17 protein-coding genes are annotated in these 17758 nt (G+C 72.6%); 6 read left to right on the forward strand and 11 right to left on the reverse strand.

The window, feature by feature from the left end; all coding sequences use genetic code 11:
* Window positions 1-364 precede the first annotated feature (364 nt).
* The 3 genes from ACWCRJ_RS18385 (at window position 365) to ACWCRJ_RS18395 (ending at window position 3795) form a co-directional block, all read left to right on the forward strand.
* Window positions 365-1048: an ATP-binding protein gene (locus ACWCRJ_RS18385; protein WP_450940235.1), complete on the forward strand. Its 684-nt coding sequence runs from the start codon at window positions 365-367 to the stop codon at window positions 1046-1048.
* Entirely contained in the window at window positions 1039-1509 is a 471-nt protein-coding gene (locus ACWCRJ_RS18390) for a hypothetical protein (RefSeq protein ID WP_450940236.1), read from the forward strand. The genes ACWCRJ_RS18385 and ACWCRJ_RS18390 overlap by 10 nt, the downstream gene beginning before the upstream one ends.
* A gap of 261 nt (window positions 1510-1770) precedes the next feature.
* Window positions 1771-3795 (forward strand): ABC transporter ATP-binding protein, encoded by a 2025-nt coding sequence (locus ACWCRJ_RS18395; protein WP_450940237.1) that lies wholly within the window; start codon window positions 1771-1773, stop codon window positions 3793-3795.
* A gap of 2 nt (window positions 3796-3797) precedes the next feature.
* Here the strand turns inward: ACWCRJ_RS18395 and ACWCRJ_RS18400 are convergent, their stop codons facing one another.
* From ACWCRJ_RS18400 to ACWCRJ_RS18420, 5 genes are all read right to left on the reverse strand, one after another.
* Window positions 3798-3983, reverse strand: a complete 186-nt coding sequence (locus tag ACWCRJ_RS18400) for a hypothetical protein (RefSeq protein WP_005478010.1) — start codon at window positions 3981-3983, stop codon at window positions 3798-3800.
* Window positions 3984-4186: 203 nt separating this feature from the next.
* A complete protein-coding gene (locus ACWCRJ_RS18405) occupies window positions 4187-4801 on the reverse strand; it encodes a DUF899 family protein (RefSeq protein ID WP_450940238.1) in 615 nt (204 codons plus the stop codon).
* An 89-nt stretch (window positions 4802-4890) separates the two neighbouring features.
* Complete coding sequence (locus tag ACWCRJ_RS18410) at window positions 4891-6282, reverse strand: amidohydrolase (RefSeq protein ID WP_450940239.1); 1392 nt, start codon at window positions 6280-6282, stop codon at window positions 4891-4893.
* A 101-nt stretch (window positions 6283-6383) separates the two neighbouring features.
* Window positions 6384-8456, reverse strand: coding sequence for an FUSC family protein (locus ACWCRJ_RS18415; protein ID WP_450940240.1), 2073 nt, complete (start codon window positions 8454-8456; stop codon window positions 6384-6386).
* A 671-nt stretch (window positions 8457-9127) separates the two neighbouring features.
* The gene (locus ACWCRJ_RS18420; protein ID WP_450940241.1) at window positions 9128-9859 is read right to left on the reverse strand and encodes a DUF7873 family protein; all 732 of its coding nucleotides are present in this window, start codon (window positions 9857-9859) and stop codon (window positions 9128-9130) included.
* 392 nt (window positions 9860-10251) lie between these two features.
* Between ACWCRJ_RS18420 and ACWCRJ_RS18425 the strand changes: the two genes are divergently transcribed.
* Window positions 10252-10665, forward strand: a complete 414-nt coding sequence (locus ACWCRJ_RS18425; RefSeq protein WP_450940242.1) for a RidA family protein — start codon at window positions 10252-10254, stop codon at window positions 10663-10665.
* A 37-nt stretch (window positions 10666-10702) separates the two neighbouring features.
* Here ACWCRJ_RS18425 and ACWCRJ_RS18430 read toward each other — a convergent pair whose 3' ends face one another.
* A complete protein-coding gene (locus ACWCRJ_RS18430) occupies window positions 10703-11440 on the reverse strand; it encodes an aspartate/glutamate racemase family protein (protein ID WP_450940243.1) in 738 nt (245 codons plus the stop codon).
* 2 nt (window positions 11441-11442) lie between these two features.
* Window positions 11443-12921 (reverse strand): NCS1 family nucleobase:cation symporter-1, encoded by a 1479-nt coding sequence (locus tag ACWCRJ_RS18435; RefSeq protein WP_450940244.1) that lies wholly within the window; start codon window positions 12919-12921, stop codon window positions 11443-11445.
* Between the two features lie 193 nt (window positions 12922-13114).
* Between ACWCRJ_RS18435 and ACWCRJ_RS18440 the strand changes: the two genes are divergently transcribed.
* Window positions 13115-13831 (forward strand): GntR family transcriptional regulator, encoded by a 717-nt coding sequence (locus tag ACWCRJ_RS18440; protein WP_450940245.1) that lies wholly within the window; start codon window positions 13115-13117, stop codon window positions 13829-13831.
* A gap of 9 nt (window positions 13832-13840) precedes the next feature.
* On the opposite strand, the gene pip is transcribed toward ACWCRJ_RS18440, so the two are convergent.
* Together pip and ACWCRJ_RS18450 are read right to left on the reverse strand one after the other, a co-directional pair.
* On the reverse strand, window positions 13841-14800 hold the full coding sequence (gene pip, locus ACWCRJ_RS18445) for a prolyl aminopeptidase (RefSeq protein ID WP_450940246.1): 960 nt from the start codon (window positions 14798-14800) through the stop codon (window positions 13841-13843).
* Window positions 14801-14866: 66 nt separating this feature from the next.
* Window positions 14867-15610, reverse strand: coding sequence for a uracil-DNA glycosylase (locus ACWCRJ_RS18450; RefSeq protein ID WP_450940247.1), 744 nt, complete (start codon window positions 15608-15610; stop codon window positions 14867-14869).
* 76 nt (window positions 15611-15686) lie between these two features.
* Between ACWCRJ_RS18450 and ACWCRJ_RS18455 the strand changes: the two genes are divergently transcribed.
* Complete coding sequence (locus tag ACWCRJ_RS18455) at window positions 15687-16211, forward strand: RNA-binding S4 domain-containing protein (RefSeq protein ID WP_450940248.1); 525 nt, start codon at window positions 15687-15689, stop codon at window positions 16209-16211.
* A gap of 218 nt (window positions 16212-16429) precedes the next feature.
* Here ACWCRJ_RS18455 and ACWCRJ_RS18460 read toward each other — a convergent pair whose 3' ends face one another.
* The gene (locus ACWCRJ_RS18460; RefSeq protein WP_450940249.1) at window positions 16430-16870 is read right to left on the reverse strand and encodes a DoxX family protein; all 441 of its coding nucleotides are present in this window, start codon (window positions 16868-16870) and stop codon (window positions 16430-16432) included.
* 109 nt (window positions 16871-16979) lie between these two features.
* Window positions 16980-17669, reverse strand: coding sequence for a class I SAM-dependent methyltransferase (locus ACWCRJ_RS18465; protein WP_450940250.1), 690 nt, complete (start codon window positions 17667-17669; stop codon window positions 16980-16982).
* Between the last annotated feature and the right edge of the window lie 89 nt (window positions 17670-17758).

Below are 17758 nucleotides of genomic sequence, written 5' to 3' on the forward strand. Positions count from 1 at the left end.
GCGCTGTTTCGGGCCTCGCGCGCCACGCGTGGCCGTGTACGCAAACGAACACTGTGCGTGCTTAAGAACGTTGTGCGAGGGATTTCCAACTGGCGCCGCTACACGTGCTGTTGCGTGCAGTGTGCCATGACCGTTCAGAGAGTCATACGGCACTCTGCAATTTTCAGAGTGACACTTGCCAAGTGTTCACGGCGGGGCGATAGTGGCAAGCGTGATTCCGCCCCCTGCGCCGTTAGGAACAGACGCCGCCGGAGACCGTGTCGGTCCCGGTCCGGCCGCCGGGGCGCGCCCCGAGACAATCGCCGAGCGCCGGTTTCGATTCGAGCTGGCCGCGCACCCGGCTGCCGTGGCCCAAGCCCGGCGTGTGACCCGTACCCAGCTCACCGGCTGGGCCGTCTGCGAGGACACCTGTGACACGGCCGCCCTGGTCGTGTCCGAGCTGGTGACCAACGCGATCGTGCACACCGCCAGCACGCAGATCGTCTGCGAGCTGGTGGACGGCGACGAGCTGCTGCGCATAGTCGTACGGGACGAGGGCTGTGCGCCCGGTGAACCGCACCCCTCGCCGCAGCGACCGGAGGAGGAACACGGCAGAGGGCTGCTCCTCATAGAGTCGCTCTGTCGTTCCTGGGGGGCGCAGCCGGCCGGTCTGGGGCTCCTGGTGTGGGCGGACGTGCCGCGCGGGCTCCTCGCCGACGCGGTCTCCCCCGACCTGGGCGCGAGCACCGTCACCGTCACGAGCCTGGCCCCGGCCGCGGACACGGCCGCCCGGTCCGATCTGGGCTGGGGCGCGAAGAAGCCGCCGACGGAGGACCGGGAGGGCGAGCCGGAGGCCTTCCGCCTCACGGGCTCCGACGGTCTCGGCGGTGGTGCCGGAGCCCGCAGGGACACCGCGACCCACCGGGGTGGCGAGACCCGTGGAGGAACCGAGGTCCGCAGGGGCATCGCCGGCCTCGCGGTGGCCGGGGGTCGCCCGGGTATGGAGAGTCGTCGGGAAGTCGAGGTCCGGCCCGAAGCCGGACGCTGGTCGGGGGCCGAATGGGTGTGAGCGCGTCGATCGGTCCCGCTCGGCCCCCCGGTGGGGGCAGAGTGGCTCGTGTGGTGAGCCTCGACACCCTGACCCGTCTGCGCCGCGCCCAGCGCCCCGCTGCGACGCCCCGCCCCGTCCCCCTGCCCGAGGGCATGACCGCACCCATGGGCTGCGACGCGGTGACCGTACCGGCCCGCTTCGGGCCGCTGGTCCTGCCCCGTCTGCCCCGTGTGGGGTGCGTCTACGCCGACAGGGCGCACTGGTGGTGGATCGTGCCGGCCGACTCCGACTACGCGCTGGAGTGGCCCGCGCCGGTGCGCTACACCACCGGCGCGCTGGTCGCCGACGGTGCGGACGTGCCCGCGCTGATCCTCCGGCCGGAGGGTCCCATCGCCTACACCCCGCCGATACCGCTGTATCTGGCGCTGTGCCGGGTCACCGGGACCACGCCGTCCTGGTCCCGGACGATGACCGCGTAGGGACTCCGCGGTCTCCGCCGCCTCCGCGGTCTCAGCCGCCTCCATGGCCTCCCCCCGCCTCTCCTGCCTCTCCGGTCTCCGCGGCATCCGCCGACAGAGCCGTGTTCAGCCCCCTTCACCCGCCTCGCGACGTACTCCTCCCTGCCTCTTCGCGCCCCGGCGTGCTCCGGGCGGACGAGGGTCTGGCCGTCGTGCGCCCTGGTCGGGGACGGGGTGCGCCGGGATAGTGGCCTGTCGGCGACGACTCGGGGGAGGCCGTGGGTGGGCAAGGCGCGTGACGGGGGCAAGCCGGAGACCTCGGAGTCGGAGCTGCTGCTGTTCGGGGGACCGCTGCGGTACGACATGGGCTGGTCGCAGCATGCGAACGCGTTTCTGGAGCTGAACTTCCGCGCGATGGTGCGGCGGCTGCCGTCACTGCTCGCGTCGAGTTTCCGGCTGGCCTGGCAGGCGGACCGCTGGGCGGCCCGGACCGTGTTGGCGTCCGAGACGGGCCGCGGTCTCGCCCAGGCGGTGAGCCTGCTCGCGATGAACTCGATCCTGGCCCGGCTGATCGCGGACGGCACGGTCGAGCAGCGGCTCCGGGGAGCCGCCCCCGCGCTCGTCGCCATCGCCGCCGTGATGCTGGTGTCGACCCTGCTGCGGGCCGCGTCGACGTACGCCACGGGCCGGCTGGAACCGAAGGTGGAGCGCGTCGCGACCGAGCTGTATCTGGAGCGGGCGGCGGCCGTGGAGCTGTCCGCGATCGAGGACGACGGTTTCCACAAGCTGCTGGACACCGCGAAGTACGGCGCCCAGTCCGCCCGCCGGATGATCAGCTACTCGGCGCGCGTGGTGAACGCGTTGATCTCGCTGATCGCGGCGGCCGGTGTGCTGACCGTGCTGCACCCGGCCCTCCTGCCGCTGCTCGTCACGATGACGCTGCCGAGCGCCTGGAGCGCGCTGACGATCGCCCGTCGCCGGTACACGTCCTTCCACGCCTGGGTGCAGCACGCGCGCGCGGGGTATCTGATCGGCTCCCTGCTGATCGAGCCGGAGGCCGCGCCGGAGATCCGGGTGCACGGCGTCGGCCCGTTCCTGCTGCGTCACTTCCGCTCCATGTCGGAGACGGCGGAGGCGGAACAGGCCCGCCTGGCCCGCCTGGCGGCCCGTACGGGCCTGTACGCGGCGCTGTGGACCGGGCTGGCCACCGTGGCGACGTACGCGACGCTGGGCGGTCTGCTGCTCGCCGGCGCGATGGCGCTGTCCGTGGCCGGAACGGCGGTCATCGCGATCCGCACCGGCTCCGCCAGCCTCGACACCCTGGTGCTGGAGGTGAACTCCCTGCACGAGGAGGCCCTCTTCGTGGGCGACATGCAGCGCCTGTACGTGGAGGCCGCCAAGCGCGCGATCCCGGAGGGCGGTGACGCACTGCCCGAGGACCCGCAGGAGATCCGGCTGGAGAACGTGACCTTCACCTACCCGGGCAAGGCCGCCCGGCCCGCGCTGAGCGATGTCACCCTGACCGTGCCGCTGGGCAAGATCGTGGCGCTCGTCGGGGAGAACGGCTCGGGCAAGACCACCCTGGTCAAGCTGCTCGCCGGGCTGTACGCCCCCGACCAGGGCAAGATCATGTGGGACGGTGTGGACGCGGCGGGCGCCGATCGGCGGCAGCTCGCCGAGCGCATCGCGATGGTCGCGCAGGACTTCAAGCGGTGGCCGTTCACGGCCCGCGTCAACCTGGCGATCGGGCGTCCCTCGGCGCCGCTGACCGAGGAGCGGCTCGCCGCGTCCGTCGCCGAGGCCGGGGCGCAGGACGTGCTGGAGGATTTGCCGCGTGGCCTCGACACGCTGCTGGGCAGGGGGTTCAGCGGCGGGCACGAGCTGTCGGGCGGGCAGTGGCAGCGCCTCGGGATCGCGCGGGCCGCGTACCGGCGCGGGCGCATCCTGATCGTCGACGAGCCGACGGCGGCCCTCGACGCCCGTGCCGAGCTGGAGGTCTTCGAGAAGATCCGCGCTCTGGCGGGCACCGGTCAGACGGTCGTCCTGATCACGCACCGGCTGGCGTCGGTGCGCCACGCCGACCTCGTGCACGTCCTCGACCAGGGCCGTCTCGTGGAGTCCGGCACCCCGGAGGAGCTGCTGGCCACGGGCGGGGTGTACGCGGAGCTGTACTCGCTGCAGGCGGAGCAGTTCGCGGCGAAGGTGCCGGCGCCCGCGCGGGTTCCCACGTCGGCGCCGGCCGCGGCTCCCGAGCCGGCGCCGACCGGGACCTCCTCGACGAAGGCTGCCGCGCCGGAGCCGGGGTGAGGTCAGGCCGACGCGGTCACGGCGGTGTCGGCGCCGCGCACGATGACCAGGAACATGTCGGTCGCGATGTCCATCACGACCTCGGCCTGCAGCCCGTCGAGGCGGGCCGCGTGCGCCAGTTCCTCCGCCGGCCATGAGCCGCGCGGCCCACCGGCGGGAAAGCGCCCCAGCACCGTTCTCCCGTTCATGCTGCACCTCCATGTCGCGCCGTGCCCGTGGCCGGTGATCCGCGGCCGGGCAGCTTGTAGATTTAAACGCCAACCACGGGGTGAACGGCTCGGGAAGTGACGGTACTGAGACGTAGTTGACACGAGGTCAACGGTGGATCGTGAGGTACCTCTCAGAAACCACACATTCCGGTGACGCTACGTGCCGAATCTTGCGCTAATAGTCACTCCTCGTACTCGTCGTGGTAGCGGATCCGCTCGTCGCCCACCGCTCCCAGTGCCGTGAGGGCCAGCAGTCCGGCCGTGGAGCCGAGCCCCTCCAGGCCGCGCCCGTACGCCGAGTACGTGTGGAAGACCCGCTCGCGCTCCCGCAGGAAACAGCTCACGCCCGGCCGGTCGACGGCGTCGTGATCATGATCGAACGTATTGCCGAACGACGAGTACCAGGGCACCGCCCATCCCATGCGCGCCTTGAACGGGAGGATGCGGGTGTACGGCGCCCGCGACACGACGGCGAACTCGGTGCCCCGCGCGCGCAGATGCGCGAGGTGCCCGATCTGGTCGAGGAAGGCGGAGCAGTCGCGGGAGCCCGCGTCCCACTGCGGGGCGAACACGAAGTGCTGCACGATCAGTTGCCGCCGCTCCCGGAACAGGTCCAGCAGCGTCGCCTTGCCGTCACCGCCCTCGAAGACGTACTCCTCGGCGACCTCGACCATCGGCATCCGCCGCCGCTCCGCTTCCAGCGCGTCCCGCGCGCGGGCGAGGGCCTCCTCCTTGAGCAGCAGTTCCTCCCGCGCGGCACGCCATTCCTCGCGCGGGACGATCCGCGGAAGCGCCATGTGTTCCTCCTCCGGTGCGGTGCGTCGTGTCGGGGTGGACCGCAGGAGGAGGCGGAACTCATCGGTCGGGTGGGACTTTTCCGCCGCGTCTACCCGGGTGGCCTGTCGTAGTCCTGGATGCGCCTGCCGTGACCGCGGTCGGTGAGCGCGGCCAGACGGCCCGTCAGTTCCGCCGCGATCGCGGGCACGTCGACGGTGAGCAGCTCGCGGTCCCGCATCAGGACACGTCCGTCGACGACCGTGGTGCGTACGTCGGCGGAGCGGGCGCTGTGCACGAGGGTGGCGGCGAGGTCGTGCACCGGCTGGGTGTGCGGGCCGCCGAGGTCGACGAGGACGAGGTCGGCGCGCCGGCCGGGGGCGAGGCTGCCGATCCGCTCCCCCAGCCCGACGGCCCGGGCGCTCTGCAGGGTGGCGTGGTGCAGGGCCTGGCGGGAGGTGAGCCAGCGGGGGTCGCCCTCGGTGGACTTCTGCACGAGCGCGGTGAGGGCCATGGCCTCCCACACGTCCAGGGAGTTGTTGGAGGCGGCCCCGTCCGTGGCGAGCCCGACGGGGACGCCGATCCGGCGCAGCGCGCGCACCGGGGTGGTCGGCCAGGCGAACCTCAGATACCCCCGGGGCGCGGTGGCGACGGCCACCGGTCCGGTCGCCCGCTCCAGCACCGGCAGGTCGCGGTCGAGGATCCCGGTGCCGTGCGCGACGAGGACGCCCGCGTCGAGGCCGAGCAGTCCGGTGCGCTCCAGGACCTCGATGGGGGTGACACCGTGCCGGGCGAGGCTGTTGTCGGTCTGGTCGCGGCTCTCCGCGGCGTGCAGATGCACGGGGAGGCCGTGTGCGTGGGCGAGTTCGGCGGTCGCGGCGAGGTCGGAGTCATCGACGGTGTAGGGGGCGTGCGGGGCGAGCGCGGTGGTGATACGACCGCCGGCCGCGCCCCGGTGGCGCAGCGCGAACTCCAGGGAGCGTGCGCGTCCTTCGGGCCCCTGGGAGGAGAAGAACGCCTCCCCCAGATGGGCCCGCATCCCGGTCTCCTCGACCACGGCGGCGACGGCGGCCATCGAGAAGTAGTGGTCGGCGAAGCAGGTCACCCCGCCCCGGATCATCTCCGCACAGGCCAGTCTGGCCCCCAACTCCACATCCGTGGCGGTCAGGTTGGACTCGACCGGCCAGATGACGTCGTCGAACCACTCCTCCGCCGGCATGTCCTCCGCGATGCCGCGCAGCGCCACCATCGGGGCGTGGGTGTGGCAGTTGATCAGCCCCGGCATCGCGACCTGCCCGCGCGCGTCGATCCGCTCCGCCGTCGCGACCGGGGCCGTCTCCTCCGCCGGCCCGATGCTCTCGATCACTCCGTCCCGTACGACGATCGCGGCGTTCTCGACGAAGGTGATCCCCTCGTGCTCGTCATGGACGAGGGCGGTGCAGCCGGTGATGACGAGGTCGGCGGGGGTCGGGGGCGGGGTCGGTGCGGACGGAGGCGACGTCATGCCGTCACGGTACGTCCGGGGCGCGCCCGGGAGGGAGGTGCGGGGGCATCCGTGACCGGATGGGCGAGCGGCCCCATGGGCGCGGGCTCCCGCGCCCGGGCTCACGCGCTCAGGTTCTGCCTCCTCGACGCTGCTTCGGTCACGTCCGGTGTGTCGGTCACGTCCGGTGCCTCGGGGAGTGTGGTGCCGGTGTGCCTCTGGTGGCGGGTGAGTTCGTCGAGGAGTGCGGTGAGGCGGTCGGTGTGGTGGCGGCTGAGCCGTCCGGTGTCGTCGAGGTGCACGGCGCAGGCGGTGGTGGTGTCGACCAGCCGTTCGAGGAGAGCGGCGATCTCGTCGGTGCCCTCGGTGTGCCGGGCCAGGGCGGGCAGTTCGGCTTCGGAGAGGGCGATCGCGGAGCGGGCCTTGGCGAGCGCGCGGTAGGCCTCGCGGCGCAGGGCCCAGCGTGCCGCCCGCGCGTCGGCCGTACCCGGCAGGGCGGACCCGACGGACACGGTGACGCCGTTGGGCGTGGCCGAACCGCCCGACGACGTCCCGCCCGTCCTGCCCGACGACGACGTCCCGCCCGTCCCGCCCGTCCCGGAGCGTGCGCCCGGCGTGCGCGGCTCGTCCAGGACGTGCGTGAGGTAGGCGTACGCCGCGGTGCCCGCTTCCGTGAGCCGGGCGCGTACGCCGCCGCCCCGCTGCCCCCTCGGCATCGGCAGGTGGCCGACGATCAGGACGATGGCGCAGGCCAGCAGTGTTTCGCCGATACGGCTCCAGGAGGCCTGGGGGTCGCCGCCGACCATGACGAGCGCGAGGACGAGGACGGTGACGACGGCTGTCTGGGCGGCGAAGTGCCGGGTGGCCACGGGTATCAGCGCCCCGCTGACCGCGACGAGCGCGATGAGCCCTTCCGGCCTCGGCAGTACCGCGGCGAAGGCGGCGAAGAGCACCGCGCCGAGCACGGTCCCCGCGGCCCGGCACAGCACACGGGACACCAGCGGCCCCAGGTCGGGCTTGACCAGGAAGACGGCGGTCGCGGGCAGCCAGTACCAGTGCTCGTGGTGCAGCGCCTGGGCGACGGCCGCGGCGGCCCCGAAGGACAGCGCGACCCGCAGCCCGTACTCGCGTCCGCCGGACCCGAGGCCGAGCCGGAGGAGGGAGCCGAGGGTACGGCGGCGGGTGTGCAGGGCGCGGGCGTCGCCGCCCCGGTCGAAGGTCTCGGCGGCGCGCAGGAGCGCGTCGTCGAGGGCACGCAGCGCGGGCGCGAAGGCGGCGCCCGCCGACGGGCGATGCCGGGCACCGGGGAGGACGGGCGCGGGCAGCGGCCCGGTCGCGGTGTTGCCGCGCACGGCCGCGGCGAGCCGCCGGGGCCCTTCGGAAGCCCGCCCGACGACGGCGTCCCCGTCCCAGGCCAGCGCGGTCGCCGCCTCCGCCAGGGGCAGCGCGGCGGCGTACTGGGCGTGCAGCCGCCGCTCGGCCGACGAGCTGGCGTACCGCCGCAGCCGGGGTCCGGCGAGCGCGTCCTGGGCGTGGTCGAGGGCGGCGGTCAGCGCGGAGCGCCGGGCGAGCGCGTCGGGGGTGCCGACGGCGTCCAGCAGCCCGGCGATCGCGTCGTAGACGGCGGCGACGGCGTCCCGTTCCCCGTCGAAGCGGTAGTCACCGGCGGTGAGGACCGCGGGCGTGGGCAGGGCGAGGCGCAGGACGAGCAGCCACCCGGCACCGGCCAGGTAGGCGAGCGCCCGCTCCCAGCCCGGTTCGGGCAGGGGCATGCCGGCTCCGATGGCGGCCGCGACCAGCAGCTGCGTGCCCGCTCCGGACGCCACGAGTCCGACCGCGCTCATCCCGCCGGCGAGGAGTCCGAGCGCGGTGAGCAGCAGGGTGAGGACGACCGCGCCGGCGTACTGCCCGGCATAGGTGCCGACGAGCAGCCCCACGGCTCCCGCGAGCGCGGGCACGCCGAGCCGCTGCACGGCCACGCGCCGGCTTCCGGGGCGGTCGTTGATCCCGGCGAGCATGGCGCCGAGCGCGGCGAGGACCCCGACGGAGGGCCGCCCCAGCCAGACGGCCAGCAGGAGCAACGGCCCACCGGCCAGCGCCCCGCGCACCACGGCGTTCCAGGGCACCGGTCCCCTCTGGGCGCGCAGGGCATGGGCGAGCCAGGGCGGCAGGGTCAGGGCGGCGGGGCGGGACACGGGGCTCCTGTCGTCGGGTGAGGGCGGGGTGTGCCTTCGGGCGACGGTGGCCGGGGCGTGGGTGGTCCGGCGGCGACAGGTGATGCGTCGCCGAGGGCTTCGGTGCTCGTGCTCTCCACCGTAAGTGCCCGGCCTGGAGGATATGGAACGCTCGTATTACCGCGATGTGACGATCCCTATAGATGCCATGTTCTTTATGAACGCAATCAGGGCGTGCACGCGTACGCCGAGGCGAAAGAGGCGTGAGCCGAGGCGGAAAGGGGTGTGAGTCGAGCGGAACGGTGACGCGGGTCATGACGGCGAAAAGATGGGCCCGAGGGCGTAGCCGGCCCCCGGGCCCTGTGATGCCGCCCATAGGGCACGCCGCCACGGTAGAGAACCCAGGTCAGTCGTCATGTCGCCGCGTCCTGCCTTTGGACCACCACGCATCGAGCTGCGCGGGCTGGACTTGAACCAGCATTTCGACGTCCCGGGGCCTGGGCCCGGTCGTTGCGACGATCGGCGGCGAATACTGAGTCTGGAGCAATAGTCTGAGATTGATGACGGCCCGTCCCTGAACTCTTCGGCGGGTACGGACCGCTCCTTCACGACAAGCCTCAGCTTCAGCTTGCGCTCCTCGCGCACCCCGTCCGGCCTCGGGGCCGGTCGGGGAATCCATGAGGCTACCCGAACTATCCGAACAGGTAGCCGAACACGGCATCACCGACGCGCTGGTCGACGACGTCCACGCCGTTCGCTTCCTCCCGTGCGAACTTCACGGCCTGCTGCAGCTTCTCGACGCGGTCGAGGATCTCGTTCACGCGCCGGGCGGGCAGGGCTCCGGAGAACTTCACGGTGGTCCAGTAACCGACCGGGATGTCCTCGTAGTACACCTCCACCTGAGCGGGGTGCTTGTCGGTCGCCTCGGCCTTCACATGGTTGCGCGGGACCTTCTTCGTCCGCACCGTGCGTACGGCCTCGGTCTTCCAGTCGTCGGTCGACGGATCCTGTGCCCACGCCTCGGAGGCGTCGAGCACGGGCAGCTTCCGCACCAGCGTGTTGATCTCCCCGAGCTGCTTTTCGAGAAAGAGCAGATAGGCCACGGGTACGTCGGCGACGAGCACACGCCCCTCGACCTTCACGTCCGCCCGTGCCGTGCAGTTGGCCCAGTCCTTGGTGGCGGTCACATCGAACAGCCGCGTGAGGATTCCCGCGGTCTCCCGCAGCACGGCCTCGGCCCGCACCTGCACCCGGGTCGACTCGGGCGGCAACTGCTCGCCCTCCTCGTCCTTCGGCTGATAGGTGCGCGCGATACCGGCGAGCAGGGCCGGCTTCTGCAGCCCATGGTGAGCGGCCGTCAGGTCCTGATGGGACTTCGACTTGACGCCCTTCTCCACTGCGATGATCTGATTGAGTTTCGCCACGCGAGAGACGGTAACAGCGGGAACGCGTTCCCTTCGAAGGATTATTCGCGGGCAGGAGTCCGCACGGCACGGGGAGGCGGGGGAGCGAATGCGGACCGCGGGGGAATGCGGCCCGCGGGGCATTTCCAGGGGACCGGCCCGCCGGCGGACGCCCGACGCGGAAGAAGGCCCGGCGGGCGAACGGGGCCACGGTTCGACGGCACCACAGCACCACAGCACCACAGCAGGGGGTACCGGCGCCGGGCGGACGGCGGGGTGGCTGCGCCCCGTTCACCGCGCTGGGGACGCACGGCGCGCGTCCGCCGAAATGGGGATGCGTCAGCGGCGAGGCGTCCGCATCATCGTCGGGTTGTCCACCACACCGACCCGGTTGACCACCACGAGGAGCCTTCATGATCCGGCGCACCACCGTCCCCGGCCTCTTCGCACCGCCCAGGTACGCGCACGCGTCCGTCGTCGAGGCCGGGACGAAGCTCGCCTTCCTCGCCGGTTCCGTTCCGTTGGACGCCGACGGGCAGCTGGTCGGGGAGGGTGACCCGGTACGGCAGGCCGAGCGGGTGCTGGCCAACCTGGGGGAGCAACTGCGGGCGGTGGGCAGCGACTTCGAGCACGTCGCCTACACCGACGTGTACGTGGTGAGCAACGAGCCCGCCGTCCTGTCCGCCGTCTGGGACGTCGTGGAGGCCTCCGGCCTCAGCACCGGCCCCCACTCGTCGACCCTCCTCGGCGTGGCCTGCCTCGGCTACACGGGCCAGCTGGTGGAGATCACGGCGACGGCGGTGGTCCCGGAGCCCCCGGCCGAGTGAGGGCTCCGGACGCATGAGGAGGCACGCCGCCGCGCCCTCACCCCCCGCTCTCCGACGCGGCCGGTCCGGCGGCCCCCCAGCTCCTCCTCTTCGGCAGCGGCTTCGCGTACCCGCCCACTCGGCTGGTGGTCAGCCCCAGCGCCACCAGCGACTCGGCGAGCTTGACGGCCGCGCCCACCCCGTCGACGACCGGCACCCCCAGCTTCTCCCCCACCGTCCGCTGCAGTCCGGTCATCCCGGCGCACCCGAGGACCAGCACCTCGGCCCCGGCGTCCCGGGCCCGCTGCCCGGCCGCGAGGAAGGCCCGGGTGGTGCGGTCGGCGTCGGCGAGGTCGAGGACGCCCAGCCCGGTGCCGACGATCGCCGCGCAGTTGCGGCCCACGCCGGCGGCGTCGAGGCTGTCCTCGATCTGCCCGCGGGAGCGTTCGAGCGTGGTGACGACGCCGTAGCGACGGCCGAGCAGACAGGCGAGGTGGGCGGCGGCCTCGGTGATGTCGACGACGGGGACGTCCACCAGTTCACGGGCGCCCTCGCGCCCGTGCTCCCCGAACCCGGCCATCACGACGGCGTCGTACGGCTCCTCGTAGGTGCGCAGGGTGTCGAGGACGGCGGCGGCGGAGAGGTAGCTGTCGAGCCAGCCCTCCGCGGACTCGGTACCCCAGGCGGGGGTCAGTCCGGTCACGGTGGTGCCCGGGCCTGCGGCGGCCCGGGCACCTCGCACGATCTCCTCGGTCATCCCCTGCGTGGTGTTGCAGTTCGTGACGACGATGCGCACGCTCAGCCCTCCACGGCTGCCGGTTCGGCGATGGCCGGCTCCGAGGCCCGCTCGTCCCGGCACAGCACCGCGTACAGGCCCGCGGCCAGCGCCGTGCCGATGAACCAGGAGTACGGGGCGACCTCGCCGAAGGTCGGCACCAGGGCGAGGACCGCGGAGACGGCCGCGGCCGGCAGGAACGCCCACAGGGCCTTGGGGTTGACGCCCTTGCGGTAGTAGTAGCGGGAACCGGGCTCGGCGTCGAAGAGTGCGTCGACGTCGATGCGGCCGCGCTTGACCCAGAAGTAGTCGAGCATGATCACGCCGAACAGCGGGCCGAGGAAGGCGCCCAGGCCGCCGAGGAAGTACTGGACGACGGTGGGGTTGGAGAAGAGGTTCCACGGGGTCACGACCAGTGCCGCGACCGTGCTGATCATGCCGCCGACCTTGAAGGTGATCTTCTGCGGCCAGACGTTGGCGAGGTCGTACGCCGGTGAGACGAAGTTGGCGACGATGTTGACGCCCATGGTGGCGACGGCGAAGGTCAGGGCGCCCAGCACGAGGACCCAGGTGTTGCCGACCTTGGCGACGAGTTCCGCCGGGTCGGTGATGGCCTCGCCGAACACCTCCAGCGAGCCGGCGGTGACGATGACCGACACGACCACGAAGGCGGTCGAGTTGATGGGCAGGCCCCAGAAGTTGCCCCGCTTGACCGTCCGGTAGTCGGGCGCGAAGCGGGAGAAGTCGCAGAAGTTGAGCATCAGCGTGCCGTAGGTGGCGAGGACCAGCCCGATCGCGCCGAACCACTGCCGCCACTGCTCGCCCACGGAGACCGGGTGGGGGGTAGAGGTCAGCGAGATGGTCCAGCCGGCCTTGGCGAGGACCCACACCGCCAGCGCGATCATGACGAGCCAGATGGCGGGCCCGCAGAAGTCCTGGAACTTGCGGACCGACTCCATGCCCTGGCTGATGATCAGCGCCTGGATGAGCCAGAGGGCGACGAAGGTGCACCAGCCGAGCTGGTGCAGGCCGAGGAAGGAGTTGTGGGTCCAGGACTCCAGGCCCGGCCAGGCGGCCATCAGCATGATGTTGACCGCGACGGAGGCGAGGTAGGTCTGGATGCCGTACCACATGATGGCGATCACGGCCCGGATGAGGGCCGGGATGTTGGCGCCCCAGACGCCGAAGCTGATGCGGCTCACCACGGGGAAGGGCACGCCGTGGCGCTGCCCGATCCTCCCCATCCAGTTCATCCCGATGTAGATGATCACGAAGCCGACGAGCAGCGAGGTGAACACCTGCCAGACGTTCATGCCGAGGACCAGCAGGCCCGCGGCGAACGTGTAGTTGCCGAGGTTGTGGACGTCGGACATCCACAGGGCGAAGAGGTCGAAGACCTTCCAGTTCCGCTTCCCGGCGGGTGCGAGGTCTTCGTTGGTGAGGCGGGGGTCGGGGACGAACGCGGTGGTGCCGGTGACTTCGGCACGGTCGGCGAGGGACACGGGGCCTCCAGGAGCGAGAGGAGACGGGGTCGGGTGGTGGGGACGGGCGCGGCACCGGCGTGGGGGACCAGGGAGCACCTCGCGCTGTTTGGTATACCAAACTGCGCTCATCGTCCTCCCGTCAACAGTTCTGACCGATGTCGTTGTCGTTAACGGTCGGTAAAAGACCCCCGGAGTCGGCGAAGATTGCCCCATGAGCTCCCTGGCTCCGGAAGGAGCGAAGATCGAACCCCTGGGCGCGGTACGGGAACGTGTCCTCGGCACCCTGCGGCAGGACATCATCGCCGGACGCCTCCGTCCGGGCGACCGGCTCGTCGAGCGCGAGCTGGCCGACCGCTTCGGGGTCTCGCGGGTCCCCGTCCGGGAGGCGATCCGCGCGCTGGTCGCCGAGGGCTTCGTCCACTTCGAGACCCCGCGCCGCACGGTCGTCCGCCGCCTCACCCCGGCGGACGTGACGGAACTCTTCGAACTGCGCGAAGCGCTGGAGGTCTACGCCGCAGGGCTCGCCGCCTCCCGCGCCACCCCGGAGTCCCTCGCGGAGCTGTCGGCGCTGCTCGACCGGGCCGCGGAGGCGACCCGCGCCGACGACGCCGAGACGATCACCGACATCAACACCCGCTTCCACGACCGCGTCCTCGCCATGGCCGGCAACAGCCTGCTCATCTCCGTGATGGAGCCGGTCGACGGCCGCCTGCGCTGGCTGACCAGCCAGAACACCGAGTGGCCCCAACTCCTCACCGAGCACCGGGAGCTGTACGACGCCATCGCCTCCGGCGACCCCGCCCGCGCCCGCGCCCACGCCCTCACCCACGTGCGGACCAACTACCGGTCGACGGTGCGGCATCTGTTCGGCGACGACGGCGACGGCGACGGCGACGAGGTGTGCGGCGGCCCGCACGGCAGACCCTGAACGCGAGGCTCAGCCCTTGGCGTACCTGTCCGTCGCCGCCACCAGCGCCTCGGCCACGTCCGGGGCGCCCGCGTCGTGCCCCACGTCGTCGACGAGCACCAGCTCGCTGCCGGGCCAGGCGTGGTGGAGGCGCCAGACGATACCGAGCAGGTTGCCGGGGTCCAGGCTGCCCTGGACGAGGGTGCCGGGGATGCCCTTGAGCTGCGGCGCGTCCCGCAGGACCACACCGTCGCCGCTGCCGTCGAGGAAGTGGCCGTTGCCCCAGTAGTGGGTGACGGTACGGGCGAAGGCGTAGCGGAAGACCGGGTCCTCGTAGCGCGGCACGGAGCGGGGCGGCAGCGCGGCGATGGCCGTCTCCCAGTCGGTCCAGGCCCGCGCCGCCCGCGCCCGCACCGCCTCGTCGGACGACTCGAGCAGCCGGTTGTACGCGGCCGCCAGGTTCCCGTCCCGCTCGTCCTCGGGCAGCTCGGCCAGGAACCGTTCGAAGGCCTCCGGGAAGAACTGTCCGAGTCCCCGGGTCAGCAGGGCGACTTCGGCGTCCGACCCCGTGGCGACCCCCGTGAGGACCAGCTCGGTCACGGCCCCCGGATGCGTCTGCGCGTACCGCAGGCCGAGCGCCGACCCCCACGACACGCCCCACACCAGCCACCGCCCGATCCCCAGATGCCGCCGCAGCAGCTCCAGGTCGGCGATCAGATGATCCGTCGTGTTGACGCTCATGTCGGTCTCGTACGCGCTCGCCGGCGGCGTAGAACGCCCGCAGCCGCGCTGGTCCAGCAGCACGATCCGGTACGCCTCGGGGTCGAAGAGCCGCGGGAACCAGGCGTTGGCCCGGGATCCCGGGCCGCCGTGCAACACGACCGCGGGCCTGCCGCGCGGATTCCCGCAGACCTCCCAGTACACGCGGTTGCCGTCGCCGACATCGAGCAGGCCGTGGTCGTACGGTGCGATCTCAGGGTAGAGGGGCATCGCGCGACCGTACCCGGCCCGGGGCGCGGTCGGCAGCCGGTTGTGTCCCGGCCCCCGGCACCGCCGCTACGCGGTGACGGCCAGCCCCGCGGACCTCGCCCCCGTACGCAGGACCTCGCGCAGCATCGCCGGGGTCAGCCGGCCGGTGAAGGTGTTGCGCCGGCTCACGTGGAAGCAGCCGTGGAGGTCGAGCCCGTCGAGCGGTACGTGGGTGCCGTGCCCGAAGACGGGTCGCGGCCGGGGTATGTCCCAGCCGGCCTCGGCGAGCGCGGGCAGCGCGGCCTGCCAGCCGAACGCCCCGAGGACGACCACGGCCCGCAGCGTCGGCCGCAGCAGCTCCAACTCCCGCACCAGCCACGGCCGGCACGTGTTCCGCTCCTCGGGCGTCGGCTTGTTCGCGGGCGGCGCGCAGTGCACGGGCGAGGTGATCCGTACGCCGTACAGCTCCAGACCGTCGTCCGCGCCGACCGCCGTACCGCGCGAGGCGAGGCCGAGGTCGTGCAGGGCCGCGTACAGCACGTCGCCCGAGCGGTCGCCGGTGAACATCCGCCCCGTCCGGTTGGCCCCGTGCGCGGCGGGGGCGAGTCCGACGATCAGCAGCGCGGCGTCGGGCGGACCGAAGCCCGGCACCGGCCGCCCCCAGTACTCCTGGTCGGCGAACGCGGCCCGCTTGGTACGCGCCACCTCCTCCCGCCACTCGACCAGCCGGGGACAGGCCCGGCACCCGCTGATCCGTGAGTCCAGCGCGGCCAGCCCCGCCGCCCCGCCACCGCCGCTACTGCCACCGCCACTGCCACTGCCGCCGCCCATGTCTCCACGGTACGTCCGGTGATCGCCTCCGCTGTGCGGCCTGATCCGGGGAGCCACGGGGAGCTAAGGTCGAGGCATGGCTGGTGAAGGTACGCAGGAGCGGACGAGCGGTCCGGACACCGCGGACAGGGGTTCCCACACGTCGGCGGCAGCGTCACCGGCGGTCGAGGCCGCCGAGGCCGCTCGTCCGGCGAGCGGTGAGACCGTACGCGTGGACAGCTGGATCTGGTCCGTCCGCCTGGTCAAGACCCGCTCGATGGGCGCCACCGCCTGCCGGGGCGGGCACGTCCGTGTCAACGGCGAACGCGTCAAGCCCGCCCATGCGCTGCGCGTCGGCGACGAGGTGCGGCTGCGCCAGGCCGGGGGCCACGAGCGGATCGTCGTCGTCAAGCGGCTGATCCGCAAGCGGGTCGGGGCGCCCGTCGCCGCCGAGTGCTACGTCGACAACTCCCCGCCGCCCCCGCCCCGCGAGGCCACCGCTCCGGCGGGCATCCGCGACCGAGGCACCGGCCGCCCCACCAAACGCGACCGCCGTGACCTGGAACGCCTCCGGGGCCTGGCCGAGGCCGCGAACGCCGAGCGCCACCGCCGCCCCACGTGAGCGCGGCCCGGGCTCCCCGCGAGCAGCCGTGCGCGCGAGCGCACCGACAGCCACAGCGACACCGGCACCGGCACCGGCACCAGCACCAGCACCAGCACCAGCAGCCCACGTCATGATGCCCCGGCGCCCCACCCCGGCCGTGGGCATCGCCGAGGGGCTTCCCGGTGGTCGTCGGGAAGCCCCTCGGCGATGCCCGCCGCGCAAGCGGGCCGCGACGCTCAAGCCTCCCGTCGCACCCGGCGCACCCACTGCGCCGGCCCGGCCACGTCCTGGCGGCGCGTCCAGGCGATCAGGGCGAGCGGGACCATCAGGATGAGCGGGGTCGCCGCGTACTCCCCGTCGAAGGCGGTGATCTGCGTGATGAACGCTCCCACCATCAGCGCGCCCAGCGACACCGCCGCGACCGAGGCCAACCCGGGGATCAACAGCCCGATGGCGCCCGCCAGTTCGAGCGCGCCAATGGTGTACATCCCCACGCTGCCCCAGCCGAGCGTGTCGAAGGACTCGACGGCCGACGGGTGCGCGATCAGCTTGGGCAGGGCGCTGGCGAACGCGTAGAACAGCGCGAGCACGATCTGCAGGGCGCGCAGCGAGATCCGTGCGCCCTTGCTGCGTGCGGTGCTGGTCGTGCGGATGACGGAAGCGGTGCTCTCGGACATGGGATCTCCTGTGTGAAGCGGTGCCGATCGCTGTCACAGAGGTAGACCGGGCCGCTCCCCCGAACTCATCGCCGTCCGCCGGACTCGCCCGCCTCAATTCCCGCCCGCCTCATCCCGCGGGCACGGCCGGCACCGCCTTCACCCACATCCGGTCCTCCGTCAGGTACCGGTCGACCGCGAGCCCCGCCTCCCCCAGCGCCTCCTCGAACTGCTCCCTGGTCAGTGGTCGCGCCCGGAACGTCTGGGTCCACTCACCGTCCGGGAAGAGATACTCCACGAACACCGAGTCGACGCCGTCCCCGACCGGTTCGGCCGAGACCACGCGGACGGTGAAGCCCCGGGGGTCGACCCGCTCCCGGGGCACGTTCGTGTGGTAGTCCTCCCCTTCGCGCTGGATCAGCACGAAGCCGTCGTCCGCGACATGCCGCAGACAGGTCCTGAGGATCCCGCGCCGCACCTCGGGGTCGCCGGTGTGGACGAGGAACGACGCGAGCAGCACGACGTCGAACCTCTCCCCCAGGTCGAGTTCCTCGATCGGGCCGCATATGGTGCGGGCCCCGCGCACCCGCTCCAGCATCGCCGCCGACTCGTCGACGGCCGTGACGGTGAACCCCCGCTCGATCAGGGGGTGGGTCATGCGGCCCACACCGCTGCCCAGTTCGAGAATGCGCCCGCCCGCGGGCGCGACCCCCGCGATCACCTCCGGCTCGTCGCCCACCGGCAGGCGCGTGTACAGCTCGACCGCGCAGCCGTCCGGGGTGATCGCGCCGGGACCGGTCCCCTCGTGTCCTTCACGCATCCGAATGCTCATGACCGTCCAACGGCCGGGCGGACACGGGCCGTTCCGGTCACTTGTCACCCGATGGGGTGAACGTGGGTGCCCCGCGC

Source organism: Streptomyces sp. NPDC002324, from assembly GCF_053593335.1.

Coding starts and splice junctions, on each gene's coding strand:
- ACWCRJ_RS18390 (WP_450940236.1), top strand. CDS start 1,039: ATGGGTGTGAGCGCGTCGATCGGTCCCGCTCGGCCCCCCGGTGGGGGC.
- ACWCRJ_RS18400 (WP_005478010.1), bottom strand. CDS start 3,983: ATGAACGGGAGAACGGTGCTGGGGCGCTTTCCCGCCGGTGGGCCGCGC.
- ACWCRJ_RS18405 (WP_450940238.1), bottom strand. CDS start 4,801: ATGGCGCTTCCGCGGATCGTCCCGCGCGAGGAATGGCGTGCCGCGCGG.
- ACWCRJ_RS18410 (WP_450940239.1), bottom strand. CDS start 6,282: ATGACGTCGCCTCCGTCCGCACCGACCCCGCCCCCGACCCCCGCCGAC.
- ACWCRJ_RS18425 (WP_450940242.1), top strand. CDS start 10,252: ATGATCCGGCGCACCACCGTCCCCGGCCTCTTCGCACCGCCCAGGTAC.
- ACWCRJ_RS18440 (WP_450940245.1), top strand. CDS start 13,115: ATGAGCTCCCTGGCTCCGGAAGGAGCGAAGATCGAACCCCTGGGCGCG.
- pip (WP_450940246.1), bottom strand. CDS start 14,800: ATGCCCCTCTACCCTGAGATCGCACCGTACGACCACGGCCTGCTCGAT.
- ACWCRJ_RS18450 (WP_450940247.1), bottom strand. CDS start 15,610: ATGGGCGGCGGCAGTGGCAGTGGCGGTGGCAGTAGCGGCGGTGGCGGG.
- ACWCRJ_RS18455 (WP_450940248.1), top strand. CDS start 15,687: ATGGCTGGTGAAGGTACGCAGGAGCGGACGAGCGGTCCGGACACCGCG.
- ACWCRJ_RS18460 (WP_450940249.1), bottom strand. CDS start 16,870: ATGTCCGAGAGCACCGCTTCCGTCATCCGCACGACCAGCACCGCACGC.
- ACWCRJ_RS18465 (WP_450940250.1), bottom strand. CDS start 17,669: ATGCGTGAAGGACACGAGGGGACCGGTCCCGGCGCGATCACCCCGGAC.